20 protein-coding genes, 1 tRNA gene and 1 riboswitch are annotated in these 20,476 nt (G+C 57.3%); of the genes, 18 read left to right on the forward strand and 3 right to left on the reverse strand.

What is annotated here, in order from left to right; genetic code table 11:
• The first annotated feature begins 216 nt into the window (after nt 1–216).
• The 9 genes from ACK2JC_RS28120 to ACK2JC_RS28160 all read left to right on the forward strand — a co-directional run bounded on the left by ACK2JC_RS28120 (nt 217) and on the right by ACK2JC_RS28160 (nt 7,595).
• Nucleotides 217–1,518 (forward strand): 2-hydroxycarboxylate transporter family protein, encoded by a 1,302-nt coding sequence (locus ACK2JC_RS28120; RefSeq protein ID WP_092360972.1) that lies wholly within the window; start codon nt 217–219, stop codon nt 1,516–1,518.
• A gap of 147 nt (nt 1,519–1,665) precedes the next feature.
• Nucleotides 1,666–1,772, forward strand: a riboswitch (TPP riboswitch).
• Nucleotides 1,773–1,848: 76 nt separating this feature from the next.
• Complete coding sequence (locus tag ACK2JC_RS28125; protein WP_007711146.1) at nt 1,849–2,145, forward strand: MTH1187 family thiamine-binding protein; 297 nt, start codon at nt 1,849–1,851, stop codon at nt 2,143–2,145.
• Entirely contained in the window at nt 2,114–2,884 is a 771-nt protein-coding gene (locus tag ACK2JC_RS28130) for an ABC transporter permease (protein ID WP_092360684.1), read from the forward strand. Before ACK2JC_RS28125 ends, ACK2JC_RS28130 begins: the two co-directional genes overlap by 32 nt.
• 173 nt (nt 2,885–3,057) lie before the next feature.
• Entirely contained in the window at nt 3,058–3,978 is a 921-nt protein-coding gene (locus ACK2JC_RS28135) for an ABC transporter substrate-binding protein (protein WP_411338536.1), read from the forward strand.
• A gap of 13 nt (nt 3,979–3,991) precedes the next feature.
• Complete coding sequence (locus ACK2JC_RS28140; protein ID WP_092360682.1) at nt 3,992–4,747, forward strand: ABC transporter ATP-binding protein; 756 nt, start codon at nt 3,992–3,994, stop codon at nt 4,745–4,747.
• Nucleotides 4,734–5,282 carry an RNA 2'-phosphotransferase gene (locus ACK2JC_RS28145; RefSeq protein WP_368270677.1) on the forward strand — a complete coding sequence of 183 codons (549 nt, stop codon included), beginning with the start codon at nt 4,734–4,736 and terminating at the stop codon, nt 5,280–5,282. The genes ACK2JC_RS28140 and ACK2JC_RS28145 overlap by 14 nt, the downstream gene beginning before the upstream one ends.
• Before the next feature lie 34 nt (nt 5,283–5,316).
• Nucleotides 5,317–5,643, forward strand: a complete 327-nt coding sequence (locus ACK2JC_RS28150) for an MmcQ/YjbR family DNA-binding protein (protein ID WP_024734656.1) — start codon at nt 5,317–5,319, stop codon at nt 5,641–5,643.
• 94 nt (nt 5,644–5,737) lie between these two features.
• The gene (locus ACK2JC_RS28155; protein ID WP_368270674.1) at nt 5,738–7,012 is read left to right on the forward strand and encodes an EAL domain-containing protein; all 1,275 of its coding nucleotides are present in this window, start codon (nt 5,738–5,740) and stop codon (nt 7,010–7,012) included.
• Nucleotides 7,013–7,196: 184 nt separating this feature from the next.
• The gene (locus tag ACK2JC_RS28160; protein WP_320937888.1) at nt 7,197–7,595 is read left to right on the forward strand and encodes a hypothetical protein; all 399 of its coding nucleotides are present in this window, start codon (nt 7,197–7,199) and stop codon (nt 7,593–7,595) included.
• 134 nt (nt 7,596–7,729) lie between these two features.
• Here ACK2JC_RS28160 and ACK2JC_RS28165 read toward each other — a convergent pair.
• A tRNA-Leu gene (locus ACK2JC_RS28165) sits at nt 7,730–7,812 on the reverse strand.
• A 130-nt stretch (nt 7,813–7,942) separates the two neighbouring features.
• Here ACK2JC_RS28165 and ACK2JC_RS28170 point away from each other — a divergent pair.
• From ACK2JC_RS28170 to ACK2JC_RS28210, 9 genes are all read left to right on the forward strand, one after another.
• On the forward strand, nt 7,943–8,296 hold the full coding sequence (locus tag ACK2JC_RS28170) for an anti-sigma factor family protein (protein ID WP_007711132.1): 354 nt from the start codon (nt 7,943–7,945) through the stop codon (nt 8,294–8,296).
• 40 nt (nt 8,297–8,336) lie between these two features.
• Nucleotides 8,337–11,090, forward strand: a complete 2,754-nt coding sequence (gene polA, locus ACK2JC_RS28175) for a DNA polymerase I (RefSeq protein ID WP_368270670.1) — start codon at nt 8,337–8,339, stop codon at nt 11,088–11,090.
• Nucleotides 11,091–11,153: 63 nt separating this feature from the next.
• Nucleotides 11,154–11,759 carry a dephospho-CoA kinase gene (gene coaE, locus ACK2JC_RS28180; RefSeq protein ID WP_092360676.1) on the forward strand — a complete coding sequence of 202 codons (606 nt, stop codon included), beginning with the start codon at nt 11,154–11,156 and terminating at the stop codon, nt 11,757–11,759.
• Nucleotides 11,756–12,553 (forward strand): MBL fold metallo-hydrolase, encoded by a 798-nt coding sequence (locus tag ACK2JC_RS28185; RefSeq protein ID WP_024734653.1) that lies wholly within the window; start codon nt 11,756–11,758, stop codon nt 12,551–12,553. Before coaE ends, ACK2JC_RS28185 begins: the two co-directional genes overlap by 4 nt.
• Nucleotides 12,554–12,748: 195 nt before the next feature.
• A complete protein-coding gene (locus tag ACK2JC_RS28190; RefSeq protein WP_092360675.1) occupies nt 12,749–13,021 on the forward strand; it encodes an ACT domain-containing protein in 273 nt (90 codons plus the stop codon).
• Nucleotides 13,022–13,127: 106 nt separating this feature from the next.
• The gene (locus ACK2JC_RS28195; protein WP_107435461.1) at nt 13,128–14,492 is read left to right on the forward strand and encodes a PFL family protein; all 1,365 of its coding nucleotides are present in this window, start codon (nt 13,128–13,130) and stop codon (nt 14,490–14,492) included.
• 11 nt (nt 14,493–14,503) lie between these two features.
• Nucleotides 14,504–15,145, forward strand: a complete 642-nt coding sequence (locus ACK2JC_RS28200) for a histidine phosphatase family protein (protein ID WP_107435432.1) — start codon at nt 14,504–14,506, stop codon at nt 15,143–15,145.
• Nucleotides 15,146–15,781 (forward strand): HAD family hydrolase, encoded by a 636-nt coding sequence (locus tag ACK2JC_RS28205; RefSeq protein WP_320937300.1) that lies wholly within the window; start codon nt 15,146–15,148, stop codon nt 15,779–15,781.
• A gap of 117 nt (nt 15,782–15,898) precedes the next feature.
• The gene (locus tag ACK2JC_RS28210) at nt 15,899–17,083 is read left to right on the forward strand and encodes an SAM-dependent methyltransferase (RefSeq protein WP_320937299.1); all 1,185 of its coding nucleotides are present in this window, start codon (nt 15,899–15,901) and stop codon (nt 17,081–17,083) included.
• 169 nt (nt 17,084–17,252) lie between these two features.
• On the opposite strand, the gene ACK2JC_RS28215 is transcribed toward ACK2JC_RS28210, so the two are convergent.
• Nucleotides 17,253–18,491 (reverse strand): nucleotidyltransferase family protein, encoded by a 1,239-nt coding sequence (locus tag ACK2JC_RS28215; RefSeq protein WP_320937298.1) that lies wholly within the window; start codon nt 18,489–18,491, stop codon nt 17,253–17,255.
• Between the two features lie 120 nt (nt 18,492–18,611).
• Nucleotides 18,612–20,465, reverse strand: coding sequence for an asparagine synthase (glutamine-hydrolyzing) (gene asnB, locus ACK2JC_RS28220; RefSeq protein ID WP_320937297.1), 1,854 nt, complete (start codon nt 20,463–20,465; stop codon nt 18,612–18,614).
• Between the last annotated feature and the right edge of the window lie 11 nt (nt 20,466–20,476).

Raw genomic sequence — 20,476 nt, forward strand, 5'->3', positions numbered from 1 at the left:
AAGATCAAGGAGAACGGCGGACCGGCCTATAAGTTTTCTCCTATGATTTACATAAACATATTTGTAATTGCAATCAATTTGCCCTTATGTTATGATCCCATTAACGGAATATTCACGGCGAATTTACAAAAAATATATAATCTTTATACATATTTTATATTCGCCTGCTATTCTGAACTGCATCTAACGAAAATTATATTTATGGAGGGGAAATTTATGTCTGAAGAAACAAAAGTAGTAAAACCCTATGGACTCCAGTGGTGGCTTTGCGGCGCGATCATGCTCATTGTCATTGCGGCGGCGGCGACCGGCGCACTGTCAACGGATCTGGCCGGTTCCTTTGCACTGATGCTGTCCATCGGTATCCTTTGCAATGAGATCGGCGAGCGCATTCCGTTCTGGAACAGCTATGTGGGCGGCGGCCTGGTGCTGGCATTCCTGGTATCCGCGTTCCTGTTCACCTACAACATAATTCCGCAGAAATACGCGGACGCCATGGTCATGGTGATGGACGAGGCGGACTTCCTGTCCTTCTTTATCATCTTCCTGATCACCGGTTCCATTCTGGCTCTGGACCGCAAGCTCCTGATCCGTTCCTTCGCAGGTTACATCCCCGCGATCTTCGGCGGCCTGCTGGGCGCCGGCGTGTTGGGAATCCTGGCCGGACTGATCTTTGGGGTTTCCCCCACCAACGTTATGTTAAAGTATGTGCTTCCCGTTATGGGCGGCGGAAATGGCGCAGGCGCGGTGCCGTTAAGCCAGATTTATGAGACCGTCACCGGCGACGCGGCGGCCAACTACTATTCCTTTGCCATCACGATTCTGACCATCGCCAACATTTTCGCCATCCTGACCGCCGCTATCCTGCGCAAGGTTGGCGAGATGAAGCCCAGCTGGACCGGCAACGGTACCAATCTGATCCGCAAGGGCGGCGATTTTGCCACTGAGGACAAGAAGGTAAAAGTTTCCATGAAGGATTTGGGCGGCGCATTCTTCCTGGCCGTAGGTTTCTACGCTCTGGGCAGACTGTTTGCCAAGGCTCTGCTTCCCACCATCGGCGGCGTTGCCATCCATCAGTTCGCTTACATGATCATTTTCGTGGCCATCGTTGCTGCTGCCGGCATTGTGCCGGACAACATCCGCGCTGCCGCCAAGAAGCTGCAGTCCTTCTTCACCGCAAACCTGATCCTGATCATCATGGTAGGCGTGGGCGTTGACACCAACATCATTGAGCTGGCCAAGGCCATCACCCCCGGCAACGTGGTTATCGCTCTGGCGATCGTAATCGGCGCCATCATCGGCTCCGCAATCGTAGGTTACCTGGTAGGATTCTTCCCCATCGACTCCGCCATCACCGCAGGCCTCTGCATGGCCAACCGCGGTGGCTCCGGCGACCTGGCTGTTCTGGGCGCTGCCAAGAGAATGGGCCTGATCGCATACGCACAGCTTTCCTCCCGTCTGGGCGGCGGTATCGTGCTGATCATCGGAAGTATCCTCTTTGGGGCTTTCCTGAAATAATAAGACTGAATCATGTTGTAAAAGGCGCTCTGCGGCGGTTATATGCCCCGCGGGGCGCTTCTTTATAGAAGCGGAAGGTGATGCAGGGGGACTGCACTGGAATAAAACCATTGACGAACCGCCCATCTTGTAGTATGCTGATTACCGGAAAATAAAAGGGGTGCTGGAGCGATCCGGCTGAGACGAGGCGAGTCCCCGAACCCTGGAAGCTGATCTGGATAATGCCAGCGTAGTCACTGTTAAGGCCCTGCCTGTAACCGCCTGCCCGGAGATTTATCCGGGCAGGCTTTTTACATTACAATCATCTGAAATAGAAGAGGAGAGTCAACCATGAATGCAAGCGTAGCGATCCAGTCTCTGCCGAAGGCGGACAATAACGAGGAACTGATCCGTATTGTGGACGAGGTCATTGCCTATATTAAGAGTACGGGCCTCAATTATTACGTGGGACCCTTTGAGACCACCATTGAAGGCGATTACGACGAACTGATGGACATTGTGAAGGAATGCCAGCACATTGCCGTGCGGGCTGGCGCGCCGTCCGTGGCCGCCTACATCAAGGTTTCCTATCATCCGGAGGGAGATGTGCTGACCATTGAAAAGAAAGTCACCAAACATCACAAGTAAACTGTGGTCCTGCTCCGCGGTCCTGGCCGTTCTGATTCTGTGGCAGGCCCTGACAGGTTTTGGAATTGTGGAAGGCTTTATGCTGCCCTCGCCGAACGCCGTGGCGAGGGCCTTTGTGCAGGAATTTCCCGCTCTCATGGGACACGCCAGGATCACTCTGTCGGAGGCATTTCTGGGCCTGGCGCTGGGAATTCTGACCGGATTTGTGATGGCGGTGCTGATGGACCGGTTTGACCGGCTCTATCAGGCATTCTATCCGTTAATCGTGCTGACCCAGACCGTCCCGGCGGTGGCTATCGCGCCCCTTCTGGTGCTGTGGTTCGGCTACGAGATGGCCCCAAAGGTGATCCTGATCGTGATCACCACCTTTTTCCCGATCACCGTGGGCCTGCTCACCGGTTTCCGGTCCGCTGACCCGGACGCGGTGAACCTGCTGCGGGCCATGGGGGCGGGGCGGGGACAGATTTTCTTCTACATCAAGCTCCCCGGCGCCCTGGGACAGTTCTTTTCAAGCCTGCGAATCTCCGCCTCCTACGCGGTGGTGGGTGCCGTGATCGCGGAGTGGCTGGGAGGCTTCGGCGGGCTGGGCGTCTACATGACGCGGGTGAAAAAGGCCTTTGCCTTCGATAAAATGTTTGCCGTGATTATTTTGATCTCGGCCATCAGCCTGCTGCTCATGTGGGCGGTGGAGCGTTTACAGAAAAAATGCATGCCCTGGGAGAATTCCAATCGGGATTGACGGCCTGGGACATGGGACTGAGGAGGAAGCAGATGATAAGACAGCGTTGGATTGCCGCCGCTGTGGCCGCTGCGGTCATAGGTATGAACCTGACCGGCTGCAGCGCGGGCGGCAGAGCGAAACAGGATGAGACACAGCCAGGCGGGACAGGTTTAGCCGGCTCTGAGACGGACATGGAGTCCGGAAGCTTAAAGGAGATCACATTTGTGCTGGACTGGACTCCAAATACCAATCACACCGGACTTTATGTGGCCCGGGAGAAGGGGTATTTTAAAGAAGAAGGACTGGATGTGAAGATTGTCCAGCCGCCGGAGGACGGGGCAGTGGTGTTGGTGGCCTCGGGAAAGGCGCAGTTTGGAATGTCCTTCCAGGACAGTCTGGCCCCCGCAGTGGCCGGGGAGAGTGCTATGCCGGTGACTGCGGTAGCCGCCGTGATCCAGCACAATACCTCAGGCATCGTTTCCCGCAAGGGGGAGGGCATGGACCGGCCGAAAGGCATGGAGGGAAAGACCTACGCCACCTGGGAGATGCCCATCGAGAAGGCCATGGTGAAAAATGTGGTGGAGTCCGACGGAGGAGATTTCGGCAAGGTGAAACTGGTGCCCAGCACGGTGACGGACGAGGTCTCCGCCCTGAGAACGAAATCCGTGGATTCCATCTGGATTTTTTATGCCTGGGCCGGCGTGAAGATGGAGCTGGAAGGGCTGGACACCGACTATTTTGCATTTGCGGACTTAAACCCGGCGTTCGACTATTATACGCCGGTGATCATTGCAAACAATCCGTTTTTGGAAACCGACGGCGAAACGGCCAGAGCCTTTTTGCGTGCCGTGAGCCGGGGGTATGAGGATGCGGTCAAAAATCCCCGGGAGGCCGCAGAAATTCTCTTCGCGGCGGCCCCTGAGCTGGATCCCGAGCTGGTGGCGGCCAGCCAGGAATACCTGGCGGACAAGTATCAGGCGGATGCGGCACAGTGGGGTTACATCGATCCGGCCCGCTGGAACGCGTTCTACGGCTGGCTGAATGAGAATCAACTGTTGGATACGCAGATTCCGGAAAACGCCGGTTTTTCCAACGACTATCTGCCGCAGTGAGGGAGGAAACCCAATGGAGAAGCTGAAGGTTCTGGGCGTGAGCAAATCCTTTGACGGAGAGAGCGTGATACAGGACATCCATATAGAACTTCAGGAGGGGGAGCTCGTCTCCCTCCTGGGGATCAGCGGCGGCGGAAAGACCACACTGTTCAATGTAATCGCAGGCTTAAGCCTGCCCGATCAGGGGCAGGTGCTTTTGGACGGAAGGGATATCACCGGCCGCCCGGGAAATGTGAGTTACATGCTTCAGAAGGATCTGCTGCTGCCGTACCGGACCATCGTGGACAATGTGGCCCTTCCACTGCTCATCAAGGGCGCGGGCAAGAAGGAGGCGCGTGAGAAGGCGTCCGCCTATTTCAGTCAGTTTGGACTGGAGGGAACGGAGATGAAGTATCCGGGCCAGCTCTCCGGCGGTATGCGCCAGCGGGCGGCCCTGCTGCGGACTTATCTGTTTTCCGCGGACGTGGCGCTGTTGGACGAGCCATTTTCGGCGCTGGACATGCTGACCAAGGGGGCGGTGCACAGCTGGTATCTGGATGTGATGGAGCGCATCCGCCTGTCCACCCTGTTTATCACCCACGACATTGACGAGGCCATATTGCTGTCGGACCGGATCTATCTGCTCACCGGCAAGCCGGGACGGATCACCGGGGAGCTGGTGATTAAAGAGCCGCGCCCGCGCCGGAAGGATTTCAATTTGACGGAGGAATTTCTCGGTTACAAGCGGGAGATTCTGCGCCGGTTAGGAGGAGAAGATGGGATATCGTAATTTAAAGAGCCTCAGCGTATTTATCAGCCTGGTATTGCGGCACAAGCCCGAGGCGGCCGGGATCAGCCTGGACGAACACGGCTGGGCCGATATTGAGAAGCTGCTGGCGGGAATGAACGCCTCCGGTCACAGAATTGACTGGGAAATGCTGGAGGAGATCGTGAGAACCGACGAAAAGGGCCGCTACAGCCTGAGCGAGGACGGCGCGAAGATCCGGGCCAACCAGGGCCACAGCGTCCCGGTGGACGTGGAGCTAAGCCCCGCCCAGCCGCCGGAGATTCTCTATCACGGGACCGCGGAGCGCTTTGCGTATGCGATCCGCGAGGGCGGCCTGCTGCCCATGGGCCGGCTGTACGTCCACCTCTCAAAGGATGTGGAAACGGCGGTAAAAGTGGGAAGCCGCCACGGAAAGCCGGTGGTGTTCGAGGTGGAATCCGGGCGGATGTACCGGGACGGGATACCGTTTTACCTCTCGTGCAACGGCGTGTGGCTGACGAAGGCCGTGAAGCCGGGGTATTTGAAGGGGCGGGAGTGAGGGGAGCAGTATAAAATACGGAGGCGGCAAAATGCTGAAAACAAAAAAAGATCTGATCGCCCACTGCCTGACGTACCCCGATGTATATGAGGATTACCCCTTCCACGATCACGAGTGGGCGGTGATCCGGCATCGGTCAAACCGGCGGGTGTTCGCCTGGATTTACCGCCGGGAGGGGCAGGTCTGCGTCAATGTGAAGTGCGACCCCCAGTGGGTGGAATTCTGGCGCAAGGCTTATCCGGGCGTGCTTCCGGGCTATCATTTAAACAAGAAATACTGGAACACCGTGCTTCTGGACGGCACGGTGCCGGACAAGGAGATCCGCCGGATGATCGCGGAGAGCTACGATCTGACCCGCTGATCCCATTAAGAAAACGTTAATGGACATTGCTAAGACTGTAAAAGAATGTTAGAATAGAGATGTTTCTTAATTTTGGAAAACAGAGGATAAAGCAATGTCTGGTTTGAATGATGAACTGTGGATGAAGGAACGGTATGAGCAGGTATGCAGAAAGAATCCTGAGGAGTACGCCCTTATCAGCCTGAAAATAAAACGTTTCCGCATTTTCAATCGCCTGTTCGGACGGGAAGCGGGTGACTGGTTGGTCGGACAAGTCTATGAGGCCATCCGCACCTGGATCGGGGAGGCTGAATATGTGGCCCATATTCAGCTGGGGTATTTTAATCTGCTGGTTCATATGCCGGAGGACTACGAGGAGATATTCCAGTACGTCATTAAACTAAACGCCAGGATCAGAGATTGGCCCTACGGCGACGAATATGGGAAGGTTTACAGCGGGATGGGCGTTTACCGCCTGACGGACCGGCCGAAGGACTTTTACACCGCTCAGTACAATGCGGACATCTGCCGGGTGGAGAGCCCGGAGAGCGTGCTGCGCAATTCCCACTTTGAAGTGTACGGTGAAACCCATCACGATACGAACCTGGGCAGTTATAACATGGAGCAGAATATCCGTCCGGCTATGGATCACGGGGATATCAAGCTCTATCTGCAGCCGAAGGTGGATTTAAAAACCGGCGAGGTCACCCAGGCGGAGGCCCTGGTGCGCTGGATCGATCCAAAAAAGGGATTGATCCCGGTGGCGGATTTTCTGCCCGAGTTGGAAAAAAATGGATTGATCGGCGACCTGGATCTGTTTTTGTTTGAGCGGGTCTGTAAGAATATCAGGCGCTGGCTGGAACTGTACGGAAAAAAGATCCGCATTAGCGTGAACCTTTCCAGCGATATGTTTAATTACCGGTATTTTCTCAAGGAATATGCGGCTGTCTATGAAAAGTATCCCTGTCCGAAAGACTGCATTGAGTTTGAACTCCTGGAGAGCATCGTGCTGAATCAGGTGGATCAGGTGCAAAACGTGGTTGGACAGCTTAAAAATTTTGGATTTTCCTGTTCTCTTGACGATTTTGGCAGCGGATACTCCTCTTTCAGCGTACTGACGAACACCGATCTGGTATCTCTGAAGATCGACCGCTCCCTGTTTCAAAATGAGAGCGATCCCAGAGAGCGTGTCCTTGTCCGCCATATTCTGGAATCCGCTAAGGAACTGGGGCTGAAGACCGTGGCAGAGGGCGTGGAGACCAGGGGTTATGTGGAATACCTGAAAAGTCTGGGCTGCGATTATATACAGGGCTATGTGTTTTATCGGCCAATGCCTGTGGAGGAATTTGAGGAACGTTTCTTGAAAAATGGAGAGCGTGCCCAGGTGTGACACTCATCCCGGATGTCTGAAATCACAGGATAACAATGCCGCCGGATAGCGGGCTGCCTGGCATGACTTTAGAAAAAGAGAGTAAAATATTACAAAATTACAGGTTGATAATTGAATAGACTTAATACCCGGATTATGGTATAATCGACCCATATCAATTCTGACTCGGGAAGGTGGTGATAGAATGACGGATAGCGAAAAACTTGATTTATTGATTGTTCAAATGCAGGCTATGAACGGGCAGATGGGCAACCTGGAAAAGCAGATGGGCAACCTGGAAAAGCAAGTGGGCGGCCTGGAAAAGCGCATGGACGGCATGGAAATGCGCATGGGCAGCATGGAAAAGCGTATGGACGGCATGGAAATGCACATGGGCAGCATGGAAAAGCGCATGGATGGCATGGAAAAGCGCATGGATAGCATGGAAATTCGCATGGACGGCATGGAATTACAGATCCGGTCCACAGAACGCAATCTGAAAAATCAGATCATGAGATCGGAATCGCTTATTTTGGACGAGGTAGAACGGGTTCACGTGATTCTTGACGACCACATTCACGACACCAAAAGGCATACCGCATAAGTACATACTACACCACAGGGAGTGTAAAACCGATTGAATGATCAAGGGTTTTACACTCTTTCCTGTTATACAAAAAATGCCCCAAAAGTAACGCAAATACGTCACCTTTCAGGACATTCTTTAAAAATAACGAGTGCCGGCAGTGGGACTTGAACCCACACGGCGTTGCCGCCAACGGATTTTGAGTCCGCATCGTCTGCCATTCCGACATGCCGGCCGGAAATCGTTTACAACGCTAATTATTCTATCACAGGATAATCACTTTGGCAAGTATTTTTTGCATTGAAAAAGAAGATAATTTATTGTATGATGGAGGGAGATTTGAGACAGAGCGAGGAGGAAGGCTTATGACCTGCAGAGAGGCGGAGCGCCTGGTGATGCCCTATATCAATGGGGAACTCACCGACGCAGAGCTGGCGGAATTTTTAAAGCATATCGATACCTGTGAAGACTGCAGGGAAGAGCTGGAGATCTATTTTACCGTGGATGTGGGCATCCGGCAGCTGGACGAGGGCACCGGCACCTACAACATCAAAGGGGCCCTGGAGACGGCCCTGGAGATCTCACGACAGCGGATTCACACCCTCTATCTGCTGCAGACGGCCAGGTACGCGGTGAATACCCTGTGCTTCTGGGCGGTGTTGGTGGTGCTCATATTACAGCTGCGCATCTGGGGACAGCTGGGCTTTTTAGGCTTATAATCTGCGGGCCCGCCCCGCACAAGGCAGAAAGGAAATCAAGATGGACAAACTTGTTTTAATCGACGGACACAGTATCTTAAACCGCGCATTTTACGGGGTACCGGACCTGACCAACTCGGAGGGTCTGCATACCAACGCAGTGTACGGTTTTTTAAATATCATGTTTAAAATTCTCGAGGAGGAGAAAGCGGACCACCTGGCGGTGGCCTTTGACCTGAAGGAGCCCACCTTCCGCCATCAGATGTACGAAGCCTACAAGGGCACGCGTAAGCCCATGCCCGAGGAGCTCCACGAGCAGGTGGCGCTGATGAAGGAGGTGCTTACAGCCATGGGCGTGCCGATTCTGACGCTGCCGGGTTATGAGGCGGACGACATTCTGGGCACCGTGGCCAAGCGCAGCCAGAAGGAGGGCATCGAGGTGTCCGTTGTCTCCGGAGACCGGGACCTGCTGCAGCTGGCGGACGAGCACATCAAAATCCGCATCCCCAAGACCAGCAGGGGCGGCACGGAGGTCCACGACTATTACCCGGAGGACGTGAAACGGGAGTACCAGGTGACGCCCGCAGAGTTCATCGACGTGAAAGCTCTGATGGGGGATTCCTCGGACAATATTCCCGGCGTCCCGTCCATCGGCGAGAAGACGGCCACGGCCATCATAAGCGCTTACGGCAGCATTGAAAATGCTTACGCGCATCTGGAGGAGATCCGTCCGCCCAGGGCGAAAAAGGCTCTGGAGGAGCACTACGACATGGCGCAGATGAGCAAGGAGCTGGCCACCATCTGCCTGGACTGCCCGGTGGAGTTCGAATACGGGAAAACGCAGATCGAAAACCTCTACACGCCGGAGGCGTACCAGTACATGAAGCGGCTGGAGTTTAAGTCCATTCTCACCCGCTTTGACGCCGCTTCCCTGGGCGGCGGGGAGACCTCCAGCCTTGAGGACGGTTTCCGTCTGGTGACGGAGAAGGCGGAGGCGGAAACGCTGTTCGCAAAGGCCGCAAAGCAGCCGGTGGTGGGCGTGCAGCTGATCACCGCCAGCCGCAGCGCAGCCAGGGCGGCGGGAGAGATGGAGCAGCTCTCGTTCTCCTTTGACGAGGGCGGGACGCTGCAGTCCGGTGAAAAGGCAAAGGAAGGTCTTTTACCCGTGGCCGCCGCAGCGCTGTGCGCAGGGGAGGAGGATATCTGCTGTATTGTCACCGGCGGGGAACTGACTGAGGTGTGGCTGTTGGAACGGATATCCGCGCTGCTGCGGGGGAGGAATGGAGGAGCGGGCGCCTGGGTGCTGGATTTAAAGGAACAGCTGCCCTATCTGGATATCCCCTACGACGGCCCGGTGTTTGACGCAGGGGTAGCCGGATACCTGTTAAATCCCCTGAAGGACTCCTACGGGTACGACGATCTTGCAAGGGACTTCCTTGGACTTACCGTGCCCTCCAAGGCGGATCTGTTGGGCAAACAGTCCTTAGGCGACGCCCTGTGGATGAAGGCCCCCAAGGCCGTCAGCTGCGCCTGCTATATGGGATATGTGGCTATGAAGGCGGCCGCGCCTCTGACTGAGCGCCTGAAACAGACCGGCATGTACCAGCTGTTCATCGAGATCGAGATGCCGCTGATTTACAGCCTTTCCAGTATGGAACAGGCCGGTGTGAAGGTGGAGCGGGAGGAGTTAAAGGAGTACGGTAGCCGCCTGAAGGTGCAGATCGACGTGCTGGAGCAGGAGATCTACCGCGACACGGGCAAGGAATTCAACATCAATTCCCCCAAGCAGCTGGGCGAAATCCTATTCGGAGATATGGCGCTGCCCGGCGGCAAAAAGACCAAGACCGGCTATTCCACCGCTGCGGACGTGCTGGAGAAGCTGGCTCCGGACTATCCGGTGGTTCAGAAGATTCTGGACTACCGTCAGCTGACCAAGCTCTACTCCACCTACGCGGAAGGGCTGGCGGCGTTTATCGGCTCGGATGGCCGCATCCACGGCAAATTCAACCAGACCATCACGGCCACCGGCCGCATCAGCAGCACGGAGCCGAATTTACAGAATATTCCAGTGCGTATGGAGCTGGGGCGGGAGATTCGCAAGGTCTTTGTGCCCAGGGAGGGAAGCGTGTTTGTGGACGCGGACTACTCCCAGATCGAGCTGCGCATCCTGGCCCACATGTCGGGGGACGACCGGCTGATCGGGGCCTACCGCTCCGCCCAGGACATCCACGCCATCACGGCTTCGGAGGTGTTCCATATCCCCTTAGACCAGGTGACGCCCCTGCAGCGGCGCAACGCCAAGGCCGTGAACTTCGGTATCGTTTACGGCATCAGCGCCTTCGGACTCAGCGAGGATTTGAGCATTTCCCGCAAGGAGGCAGTGGAGTATATCAACAAATATTTTGAGACCTATCCGGGCGTCAAGACCTTTCTGGACGGACTGGTGACTCAGGGCAAGGAACAGGGGTACGTGACCACACTCTATGGCCGCAGGCGTCCCATTCCGGAACTGAAATCCGCCAACTTCATGCAGCGCCAGTTCGGCGAGCGCGTGGCGATGAATTCCCCCATCCAGGGAACTGCGGCGGACGTGATGAAGATCGCCATGATCCGGGTGGACCGGGAGTTAAAGAAGCGGAACATGAAGTCCAGAATCGTGCTGCAGATCCACGATGAGCTTTTGGTGGAGACCGAGCGCAGCGAGGTGGAGGCTGTGAAAGCCCTGCTGGAGGAACAGATGAAGGGGGCCGCGGATTTGAAGGTGGCCCTGGAGGTGGACGCCAAGGTGGGCGATTCCTGGTTTGCAGCTAAATAAAAATACAGTGAACGCAGGGCCGCAGCCGACAGCTGGGGCCCTGCAAACAGACAGGTGAGCGATATGGAAAAACGGATCATCGGCGTGACCGGGGGCGTGGGCGCCGGCAAGAGCCGGGTGTTAAAAATTCTGGCCGGGGATTTTGGCGCCCATGTTATCCAGGCCGACGAGGTAGCCAAGGCTCTGATGGAGCCGGGGCAGGAGTGCTACCGGCGGGTGGTGGAGTACCTGGGGGATTCCATTCTGGCGGAGGACGGGACCATCGACCGGCAGGCCATGGCCGCCCTGATCTTTGGGGACGGGGAAAAACGGCGTCAGGTGGACCGGCTGACTCACCCCGCGGTGTGGCAGGAGGTATGGCGGGAGGCGGAGACCTCCCCCAACCGCCTGGTGGTGATCGAGGCGGCGATTTTAGGTCAAGAATTTCGTGACAACTGCCAGGAAATGTGGTATGTTTATACATCGAGGGAGAACCGGCTGCTGCGCCTGGCAAAAAACAGGGGCTACAGCGAGGAGAAATCCCGGGCGATTATGGAGAGCCAGGCCGGGGAGGCGGAATTTGAGGCGTTCTGTGACCGCAGGATCGACAACAACGGTACTTTGGAGGAGACCAGGCGGCAGATCGACGGCCTTCTCACGGAAAGAAAAGCAGAGGAACCTACAATATGAGAATGGTAAGCATTGCGAGCGGCAGCAGCGGCAACTGCATTTACATAGGGTCTGACAAGACCCATATTCTGGTGGACGCGGGAATCAGCAACAAGCGCATCCAGCAGGGACTGAACGATATCGGCCTGAAGGGCGGGGATGTGGACGGCATCCTGATCACCCACGAGCATTCGGACCACATCAAGGGCCTGGGCGTGCTGGCCCGCAAGTACCAGGTGCCCATCTACGCCACCCGGGAGACCCTGGACGAGATCCGTTCCAAGAGCAGCCTTGGGGACTATGACAGGGAGCTTTTACACCCCGTGTGCCCGGATGTGGATTTTGTGGTGGGGGATCTGACGGTCAAGCCCTTCAGCATCGACCACGACGCGGCAAACCCGGTGGCCTACCGGGTGCAGTGCGGGGAGCGCTCCGTGGCGGTGGCGACGGACATGGGACATTACGACCAGTATATCATCGACCATTTGCGGGATTTGGACGCTCTGCTGCTGGAATCCAACCACGACGTGCGGATGCTGGAGAGCGGCCCGTATCCCTACTATCTGAAGCGCAGGATTCTGGGGGATCACGGCCATCTGTCCAATGAGAACGCGGGCAGGCTGTTAAACTGCATCCTCCACGACCGCATGAAAAAGATTCTCCTGGGCCATCTGAGCAAGGAAAACAACTATGCGGAGCTGGCCTACGAGACGGTGCGCCTGGAGATCGACGAGGGCGACTGCCCTTACGGCGCGGCGGATTTCTCCATCACCGTGGCGGGCCGGGACCAGATGAGCGAGATTGTCAATCTGTAAGCTGAGACAGCGTTTACATAGATCATACGTATCTGTTCAGTACCTTCACGGATACGAGCAAAAATCCATTTAAAATCGACTTCGTCGATGGGATTTTTGCCAGCAAGCTTAGATTTTCATACGGTCAGCGCAGCAAGCGCGCAGACCTGCTGAACAGTTACGATCATACTATAAAGTAAAAAGAGGAGAGCTGGAATGAGCAAAGCAATTATTACCGTAGTAGGAAAAGACACCGTAGGAATTATCGCAAAAGTATGTACCTATCTGGCGGAAAACCGGATCAACATCCTGGACATTTCCCAGACCATCGTGCAGGACTATTTCAACATGATGATGATCGTGGACGTGACCGCCATTTCCCAGTCCTTCGGCGATGTTGCGGAGGAGCTGGAGCAGGTGGGAGAGGCCATCGGCGTGAAGGTAAAGATTCAGAGAGAGGACATTTTCACCAAAATGCACCGGATCTGATCTCCGGCGGCCCGCCGGGAACCGGCCCGGACAGCGGATGAATCCGCGGGAACCGGCCGCGAAGCGCAACACTGCCTAAACTCAGGACAGAAAGGGACATATGAGCATGATAAACATATACGAGGTAAATGAGACCAACAACATGATTGAGCACGAGAAGCTGGACGTGCGCACCATCACGCTGGGCATCAGCCTGCTTGACTGCGTGGACGGCGATCTGGACGCGGTCAACGAGAAAATCTACCGGAAAATCACCACCATGGCAAAGGATCTGGTGGCCACGGGAAATGATATTGAGCGGGATTTCGGCATCCCTATTGTGAACAAGCGCATTTCCGTTACCCCCATCGCCCTGGTGGGCGGCGCGGCCTGCAAAAAGCCGGAGGACTTTGTGACCATCGCACGGACGCTGGACCGGGCGGCCAAGGAGGTGGGCGTGAACTTCATCGGCGGATACTCCGCCCTGGTGAGCAAGGGTATGACAACGGCGGACCAAAACCTGATCCGTTCCATTCCCCAGGCTCTTGCGCAGACGGAGCGGGTTTGCAGCTCCATAAACGTGGGCTCCACCAAAACCGGCCTGAATATGGACGCGGTGGAGATCATGGGCCACATTGTAAAGGAGACAGCCGAGGCCACGAAGGACAACGACAGTCTGGGCTGCGCCAAGCTGGTGATATTCTGCAATGCCCCGGACGACAATCCCTTCATGGCGGGCGCTTTCCACGGCGTCACCGAGGCGGATGCCGTGATCAACGTGGGCGTCAGCGGCCCCGGAGTGGTGAAGGTGGCGTTGGAGAAGGCCAGAGGAGCCAACTTTGAGGTGCTCTGCGAGACCATCAAGAAAACGGCCTTCAAGATCACCCGCGTGGGCCAGCTGGTAGCCCAGGAGGCTTCCAAGCGCCTGGGGATTCCCTTCGGAATCATCGATCTGTCCCTGGCACCCACCCCGGCGGTGGGCGACAGCGTGGCGGAGATTCTGGAGGAGATCGGCCTGGAGCGGGTGGGAGCCCCCGGAACCACGGCGGCCCTGGCCATGCTCAACGATCAGGTAAAAAAGGGCGGCGTTATGGCTTCCTCCTATGTGGGCGGCTTAAGCGGCGCGTTTATCCCGGTCAGCGAGGACCAGGGGATGATCGACGCGGTGAGCCTGGGAGCGCTCACCATGGAGAAACTGGAGGCTATGACCTGCGTCTGCTCCGTGGGCCTGGATATGATCGCCATCCCCGGCGACACGCCGGCGTCCACCATTTCCGGAATCATTGCCGACGAGGCGGCCATCGGTATGGTGAACCAGAAGACCACGGCGGTGCGCCTGATCCCGGTGATCGGAAAGAGCGTGGGCGACACGGCCCAGTTCGGCGGCCTTTTGGGCTACGCGCCCATTATCCCGGTGAACACCTTCTCCTGCGAGAAGTTTGTCACCCGGGGCGGACGTATCCCGGCGCCGATTCACAGTTTTAAGAACTAGGGGAGAGTGCCATGAAGTTATATCTGATCCGCCATGGGCGGCAGAGCAGCAAGCTCTGCAACGTGGACGTGGATTTGAGCGAGGCGGGCTTTCGGCAGGCGGCCCTGGTGGGGGAGCGGCTGGTGCCGGCGAAGATCGACGCCGTGTATTCCAGCGACCTGCTGCGCGCCGTACAGACCGCCCAGTCGGCCAATATTTACTGGAACGTGGAACATTTCGTGCGCCCGGGCCTTCGGGAGATTTCCTTCGGTGACATGGAGGGAATGACCGACGCGGCCATAGCGGAACAATACAGGGATTTCAAGCGGGAACAGCAGAAGATGGAACGGGATCTGGCCTACCCGGGCGGCGAGTGTGCCGGGGATGTGGTGGCCCGCGCCCTGCCTGTGTTCGAAGAGATGGCGCGCAGCGGCTACCGGCGGGTCGCCGTTGTGACCCACGGCGGCGTGATCCGTTCCCTGATCGCCCATTTTCTGGGTATGGATCTGGCAAAATGGCGGATGCTGGCCGTGGACCTGGAGAACTGCAGCATTTCCGAGCTGGACTACCACGAGGACACGGGGCGGTTTTATGTGGAGCGCTTAAACGACTATGCACACCTGGAGCGTTATCCCGAACTCCTTCGGAGCGGCTGGGTGGATGAGGAGAATTAGATGAAAAAGGGAATTCTGTTTGACGTGGATGGAACCCTGTGGGACTCAGCTCCCCAAGTGACGGAGGCCTGGAACGATATCCTGGCCTCCTGCCCGGATGCAGGGAGAACCATCACGGTGGAGGATATGTACCAATATATGGGGCGGCCTATGGATGAGATCAGCCACATGATGCTGCCTCACCTAGAGGAAAAGCGGCGCTGGGAGATCATGGAGCGCTGTATGGAACATGAGAACGAGTATCTCCTGACCCATCCGGGAGTCCTTTACCCGGGCGTCCGGGAGGCTCTTTGCCGGCTGGCCGGGGAGTACGAGCTGTACATTGTCAGCAACTGCCAGGACGGCTACATCCAGGTGCTGATGAAGGTCTGCGGCCTGGAAGAGCTGATCCGGGATATGGAGTGCTTCGGCCGCACCGGCCGTCCCAAGGGGGACAATATCCGCCTGGTGACAGAGCGAAACCACCTGGACCGGGCGCTCTACGTGGGCGATACGGCCATGGATCAGGAGGCGGCTGACAAGGCGGGGCTCCCCTTCGTGCACGCGTCCTACGGGTTTGGGCAGGCGGTGGAGCCGGCCGGCGTGATCGGGGAGATGGGGGAGTTAACAGAGCTGGCAAAGCGTATTTTGGCGTGACGGCGCAGGCCGGTCCGCTGTGGTGATTGTGTGAGGGCGCGGAACTTTCCGGCGGCATTTACTGCGGCCGGATAGGGGGCCGCGCCTGATGAATGAAACGAGTCAGGAGAATGATCCATGAATCAGACAGAGCGCGAGGAGACCACCCGGGCGGTGGAACAGTTTTTAAATGAATCCCTGGAGCGGATTCTGCTCAGCAATCCGGTCAATCCGCAGCAGCTCTCCCGGGCCAGGCTGCGCCCCCTGCTGATAAAAGGGGAACTGCGTTTCCAGGTGGAGGAGCAGGCGGGAAAACAGGCGTTTCACCGCAATCTGGACGCCGAAGAGGCGGCAGCTTATGTGACGGATCGCCTGGACGGACAGTTCCGGCAGGCGGAGATGACCTCTGCCCTGGGCAGCGGATTGATTCTGGTCAGCAAAAAGGGAAAGGTGACGGTCAAGGTCAAAGGCCGCAGAAAAACCCAGGCCGCGCCCGCGCGGATCACCCCCATGTCCCATAACCGGCAGAAGCGGTATATTCTGGAAGAAGGGATTGCGGTGCCGTTTCTGGTCGATCTTGGCGTGATGACAAAGGAGGGCAGGGTGGTGAACAGCCGGTACGACAAATTCCGGCAGATCAACCGCTTTTTGGAGATGGTCGAGGATGTGCTGCCCGGCCTGGACAAGGGACGGGAGAACACAATCATCGATTTCGGCTGTGGAAAGTCCTACCTGACCTTTGCCATGTACTATTATCTGCGGGAGCTGAGAGGGTATCAGGTGCGGATCATCGGCCTGGATTTAAAGGAGGATGTGATCGCCCACTGTGAGAAGCTGGCGCGGGCCTACGGCTACGAGGGGCTGAGCTTTACCTGCGGGGATATCGCGGGCTACGAGGGCGTGGATCAGGTGGACATGGTGGTGACCCTGCACGCCTGCGATACGGCCACGGATTACGCCCTGGCCAAGGCCGTGGGTTGGGGCGCAAAGGTGATTTTGTCGGTGCCCTGCTGCCAGCACGAGCTGAACGGACAGATGGAGAACCAGTTGATGGGGCCAGTGTTCCAGTATGGGCTGATCAAGGAGCGGATGGCCGCGCTGTACACGGACGCGATCCGGGCCCAGGTGCTGGAGCATATGGGCTATAGGACCCAGATTCTGGAATTTATCGATATGGAACATACGCCTAAGAATATTTTAATCCGGGCGGTGAAGCAGGGGAAGCGCAAGGACAACGAGGCGGAGATCCGGGAACTTGTGAAGTTCCTGAACGTGAGCCCAACCATCGTGCGGGAGCTGATGGGAGAAAACGATGCGGAGTGAGAGGCGGGAGGCTAAAAAGCCTTTTTTGAAAAATGTAAGTATTTGGAAAATGAGTCCGGGCTGCCGGGCTCATTTTTCGGTTCTGCGTTGTGTGGGGGGAAGGGCAAGCGCCTCCGGTGCGGCAAAGGGTTCCGGCCCGGGCGTGGAAACCCGCAGAGAGGCTTCCACGTCAGAGGATGGTCAGTTTCTGTGTGAATTCATTGGGCAGGGAACAGCCGTATTTCGTGCAGTAGACGGACTGCCAGAGGTGGGAGGCGTGGAAGTCCTGGTTCAAAAGCTCCAGCGGGGTGCCGGTGAGCTGCTTTCGGGCATCGGCGGTTTTGGTGATCAGCGGGATGGAGGTCTTTTGCTTGACGGCGGCTAACAGAGGAGCTGCCGAGCGGTTAAATCCCAGCACCCGGGCGTAAGGGGCGTAACCGCAGGTCCGGGCCTTTGCGGTGAGCCGGGCGTCGGCGCCCAGGAGCAGGTGGCAGAGCGCGCGGCTCACCCGGGTGTAGGTGTACTGACGGGTCTTTAACTGGCGGATGCGGCCTTCCCAGCCGGCGGGAGTTAAAGCCATGCGGGCGAGGCGGCGCGCCAGATCATCGCTGATTCCCTCAAAACGGTCAAAAGGGATGCCCTCGTGGATACAGCCGGAGATGGCGAAATTTAAAAGGGCGGAAAAGTCCCCGGCAAAAAGCGGGGCGGAGCCGGCAAATATCTCCCGGGCTTCTTGGGGAATATGGGGTGCAACAGCCGGGTCTGCGAGCCCCAGAGGGGATTGGGACAGGACTTTTCGGAGTGCGGAGGCGGAAGCCTGTCCGTTTTCCAGTCCCTGATCATGGTATGCATTTCCGCGGCGCAGGACAGCCAAAGGCGTGAGAGCGCTGTTTTGGGCCAGAAGGGCGCGGCAGTATTCCAGGCCCAGAAGGTTGTTGGGGCTTTCGAGGAGGCTTATGGTGTCCGGGTCCAGAACGCCCAGAACTTTCAGGGCGCGGCTGCGGGCCGCGGGCCAGGTGAGACCGCTTTTGATGCCCTCCCGCAGCAAATCCTCGTATTCCGCGGAACCGCCGGTCAGATACCGGGCCGCCCTGAGAAGGGGGGCGGTGTCGCCGCACTCGCTGCCGAAACAGAGGGTGTCCACCGCACCCAGGCCGGAGAACAGGGCCACGCCGCAGGAGGCGAAGTCCTCGGCGCTGCCCGTGGCAAACAGGGACGGGATTTCCAGCACCAGATCTGCGCCGCAGGCCAGGGCGGCCCGTGCACGCAGATACTTGGAGTAGACGGCCGGTTCGCCCCGCTGTACAAAGTCGCCGCTCATGGCGACCACGCAGTAATCCGCGCCGGACAGCTCCTTTGCCCGGGCGATCTGATACTGGTGGCCGCCGTGAAATGGATTGTATTCTGCAATGATGCCCGTCACCCTCATGGCAGGCCCTCCTTTTTTCTTTAAGCATTTTGTGATTCTTTGATATTATACCCGCAAACGGACGGCGCGTCCAGACGGGGCCGGGTTTATTTTTATCGTTTGCCGTCATCCTCTCCCAATTTAAAGAGTAAGCCTGATTTTATAGTGCTCCATCCAAAAATTAACCTGCAAAATATACGCCAGCATCTGCGGCCCGGCCATCAGCTGTCCGTACCAGGGCCTCCCGTAATCTGAGGGGCTGAGGAGAAAACGCTCCAGCTTCTTCCGGTCCAGGAACTGCATGACCGGGGCGCAGGAGTCGGCTGCCATTTCACGCACGCGCTCCACCAGCAGGGCCTCGTAGTTGGTGTCGTAGGTCTTGGGATAGGGGGATTTGCGGCGGAAGAGAATCTCGTCCGGCAGATGGCCCCGGCCCGCCTGGCGCAGCAGGTTTTTCACCACGCCGCCCCTGGTTTTCATATCCCAGGGCACGTTCCACACATACTCGATGATCCGGTGGTCGGCAAAGGGCACCCGGGCTTCCAGGCCGGAGTACATGCTGTCCCGGTCCATTCGGTTTAACAGGGTCTGCATGAACCAGCGCAGGTTTAAGTAGGCGATCTCACGCCTGCGGGCCTCCTCGGGGGTGTCCCCGTCCAGCCGGGGCGTCTCGGCCACGGAGCGCTCGTAGGTTTCCCGCACATAGTCCTCCATCCCCAGAAACTGGATAAAATCATCGCTGAGCAGCACCTTGCGGGCGTTCAAATCCATGGTCCAGGGGAAGGTGTGGGCCTCAAAGCACTCCTTGCGGTGAAACCAGGGATATCCCCCGAAAATCTCGTCCGCGCACTCGCCGGTCAGAGCCACCTTATTGTGTTCCTTCACCATGGAACAGAACTGAAGCATGGAGGAATCGATGTCCCCCATGGCGGGCAGATCGTGGGCCAGCACCGAGTCATAGAGCCGGTCCGCCTGGGTGAGATTGTCGCATTCCAGATAGTGGTGGCTGCTGCCCAGAAATTCCACCATTTTGTCCACAAAGGGACGGTCCTGGGAGGGCTGGAAGGAGTTGGCCTTAAAATAGCGGTCATTGTCCACGAAATCAAAGGAAAAGGTGTTGAGCCTCTCCCCGCGCTTCTTTAATTCCGCCGCACAGACCGCGGAGACCAGGCTGGAGTCCACCCCGCCGGACAAAAAGGTGCAGATGGGCACATCGGAAACCATCTGGCGGCGGATGGCATCCGTCACCAGGAAGGAAGTCTGTTCCACCGTGCGCTCATAGCTGTCCGTGTGGGGACGGCTTTCAAGCCGCCAATAGCAGTGGTTTGAGACCCCTTCCGGGGAGCAGCAGAGAAAATGCCCCGGCAGCACCTCCTCCATGCCCTTGAATACGCCGCAGCCCGACGTTCTGGCCGGACCGACGGAGAACACTTCGTTCAATCCCCTGCGGTCCAGCTCCGGTTCCATGCCCGGAAACGCGAAAATCCCCTTCAACTCAGACGAGAATACCACCTCCCCGTCCCGTACTGTGTAGAACAGAGGTTTGACCCCGCTGCGGTCCCGGAACAAAAACAGGCTGTCCTTCACCGGGTCCAGTATGGCGAAGGCAAAGATGCCGTTCAGGCGCTTGACAAACTCCGGCCCGTACTCCATGTAGCCGGCGAGAATGACCTCCGTGTCGCTGGAGGTGAGAAAGGTGTGGCTGCAGTCCCGCAGCTCCTTCCGTAACTCGCCGGTGTTGTACAATTCGCCGTTGTAGACGATGGCAAAGGTCTGACCGGCGTCGGTTTTAGTCATCGGCTGTCTGCCGCCCGCCAGATCGATAATGGACAGGCGGGCGTGGGAAAGTCCCGCGTGCTCCCACAGCCAGATTCCCTCATCGTCCGGCCCCCGGTGGCGTTGCACCGAGGCCATGGACGACAGGATGGACTCATAGCGGGCAGGTTCTTTCAGGTAATGTTTTTTCGCACAGTAAAAGCCAGCGATTCCGCACATGGCAAATCCTC

The organism is Enterocloster lavalensis (genome assembly GCF_046603895.1).
Taxonomy (GTDB): Bacteria; Bacillota; Clostridia; order Lachnospirales; family Lachnospiraceae; genus Enterocloster; species Enterocloster lavalensis.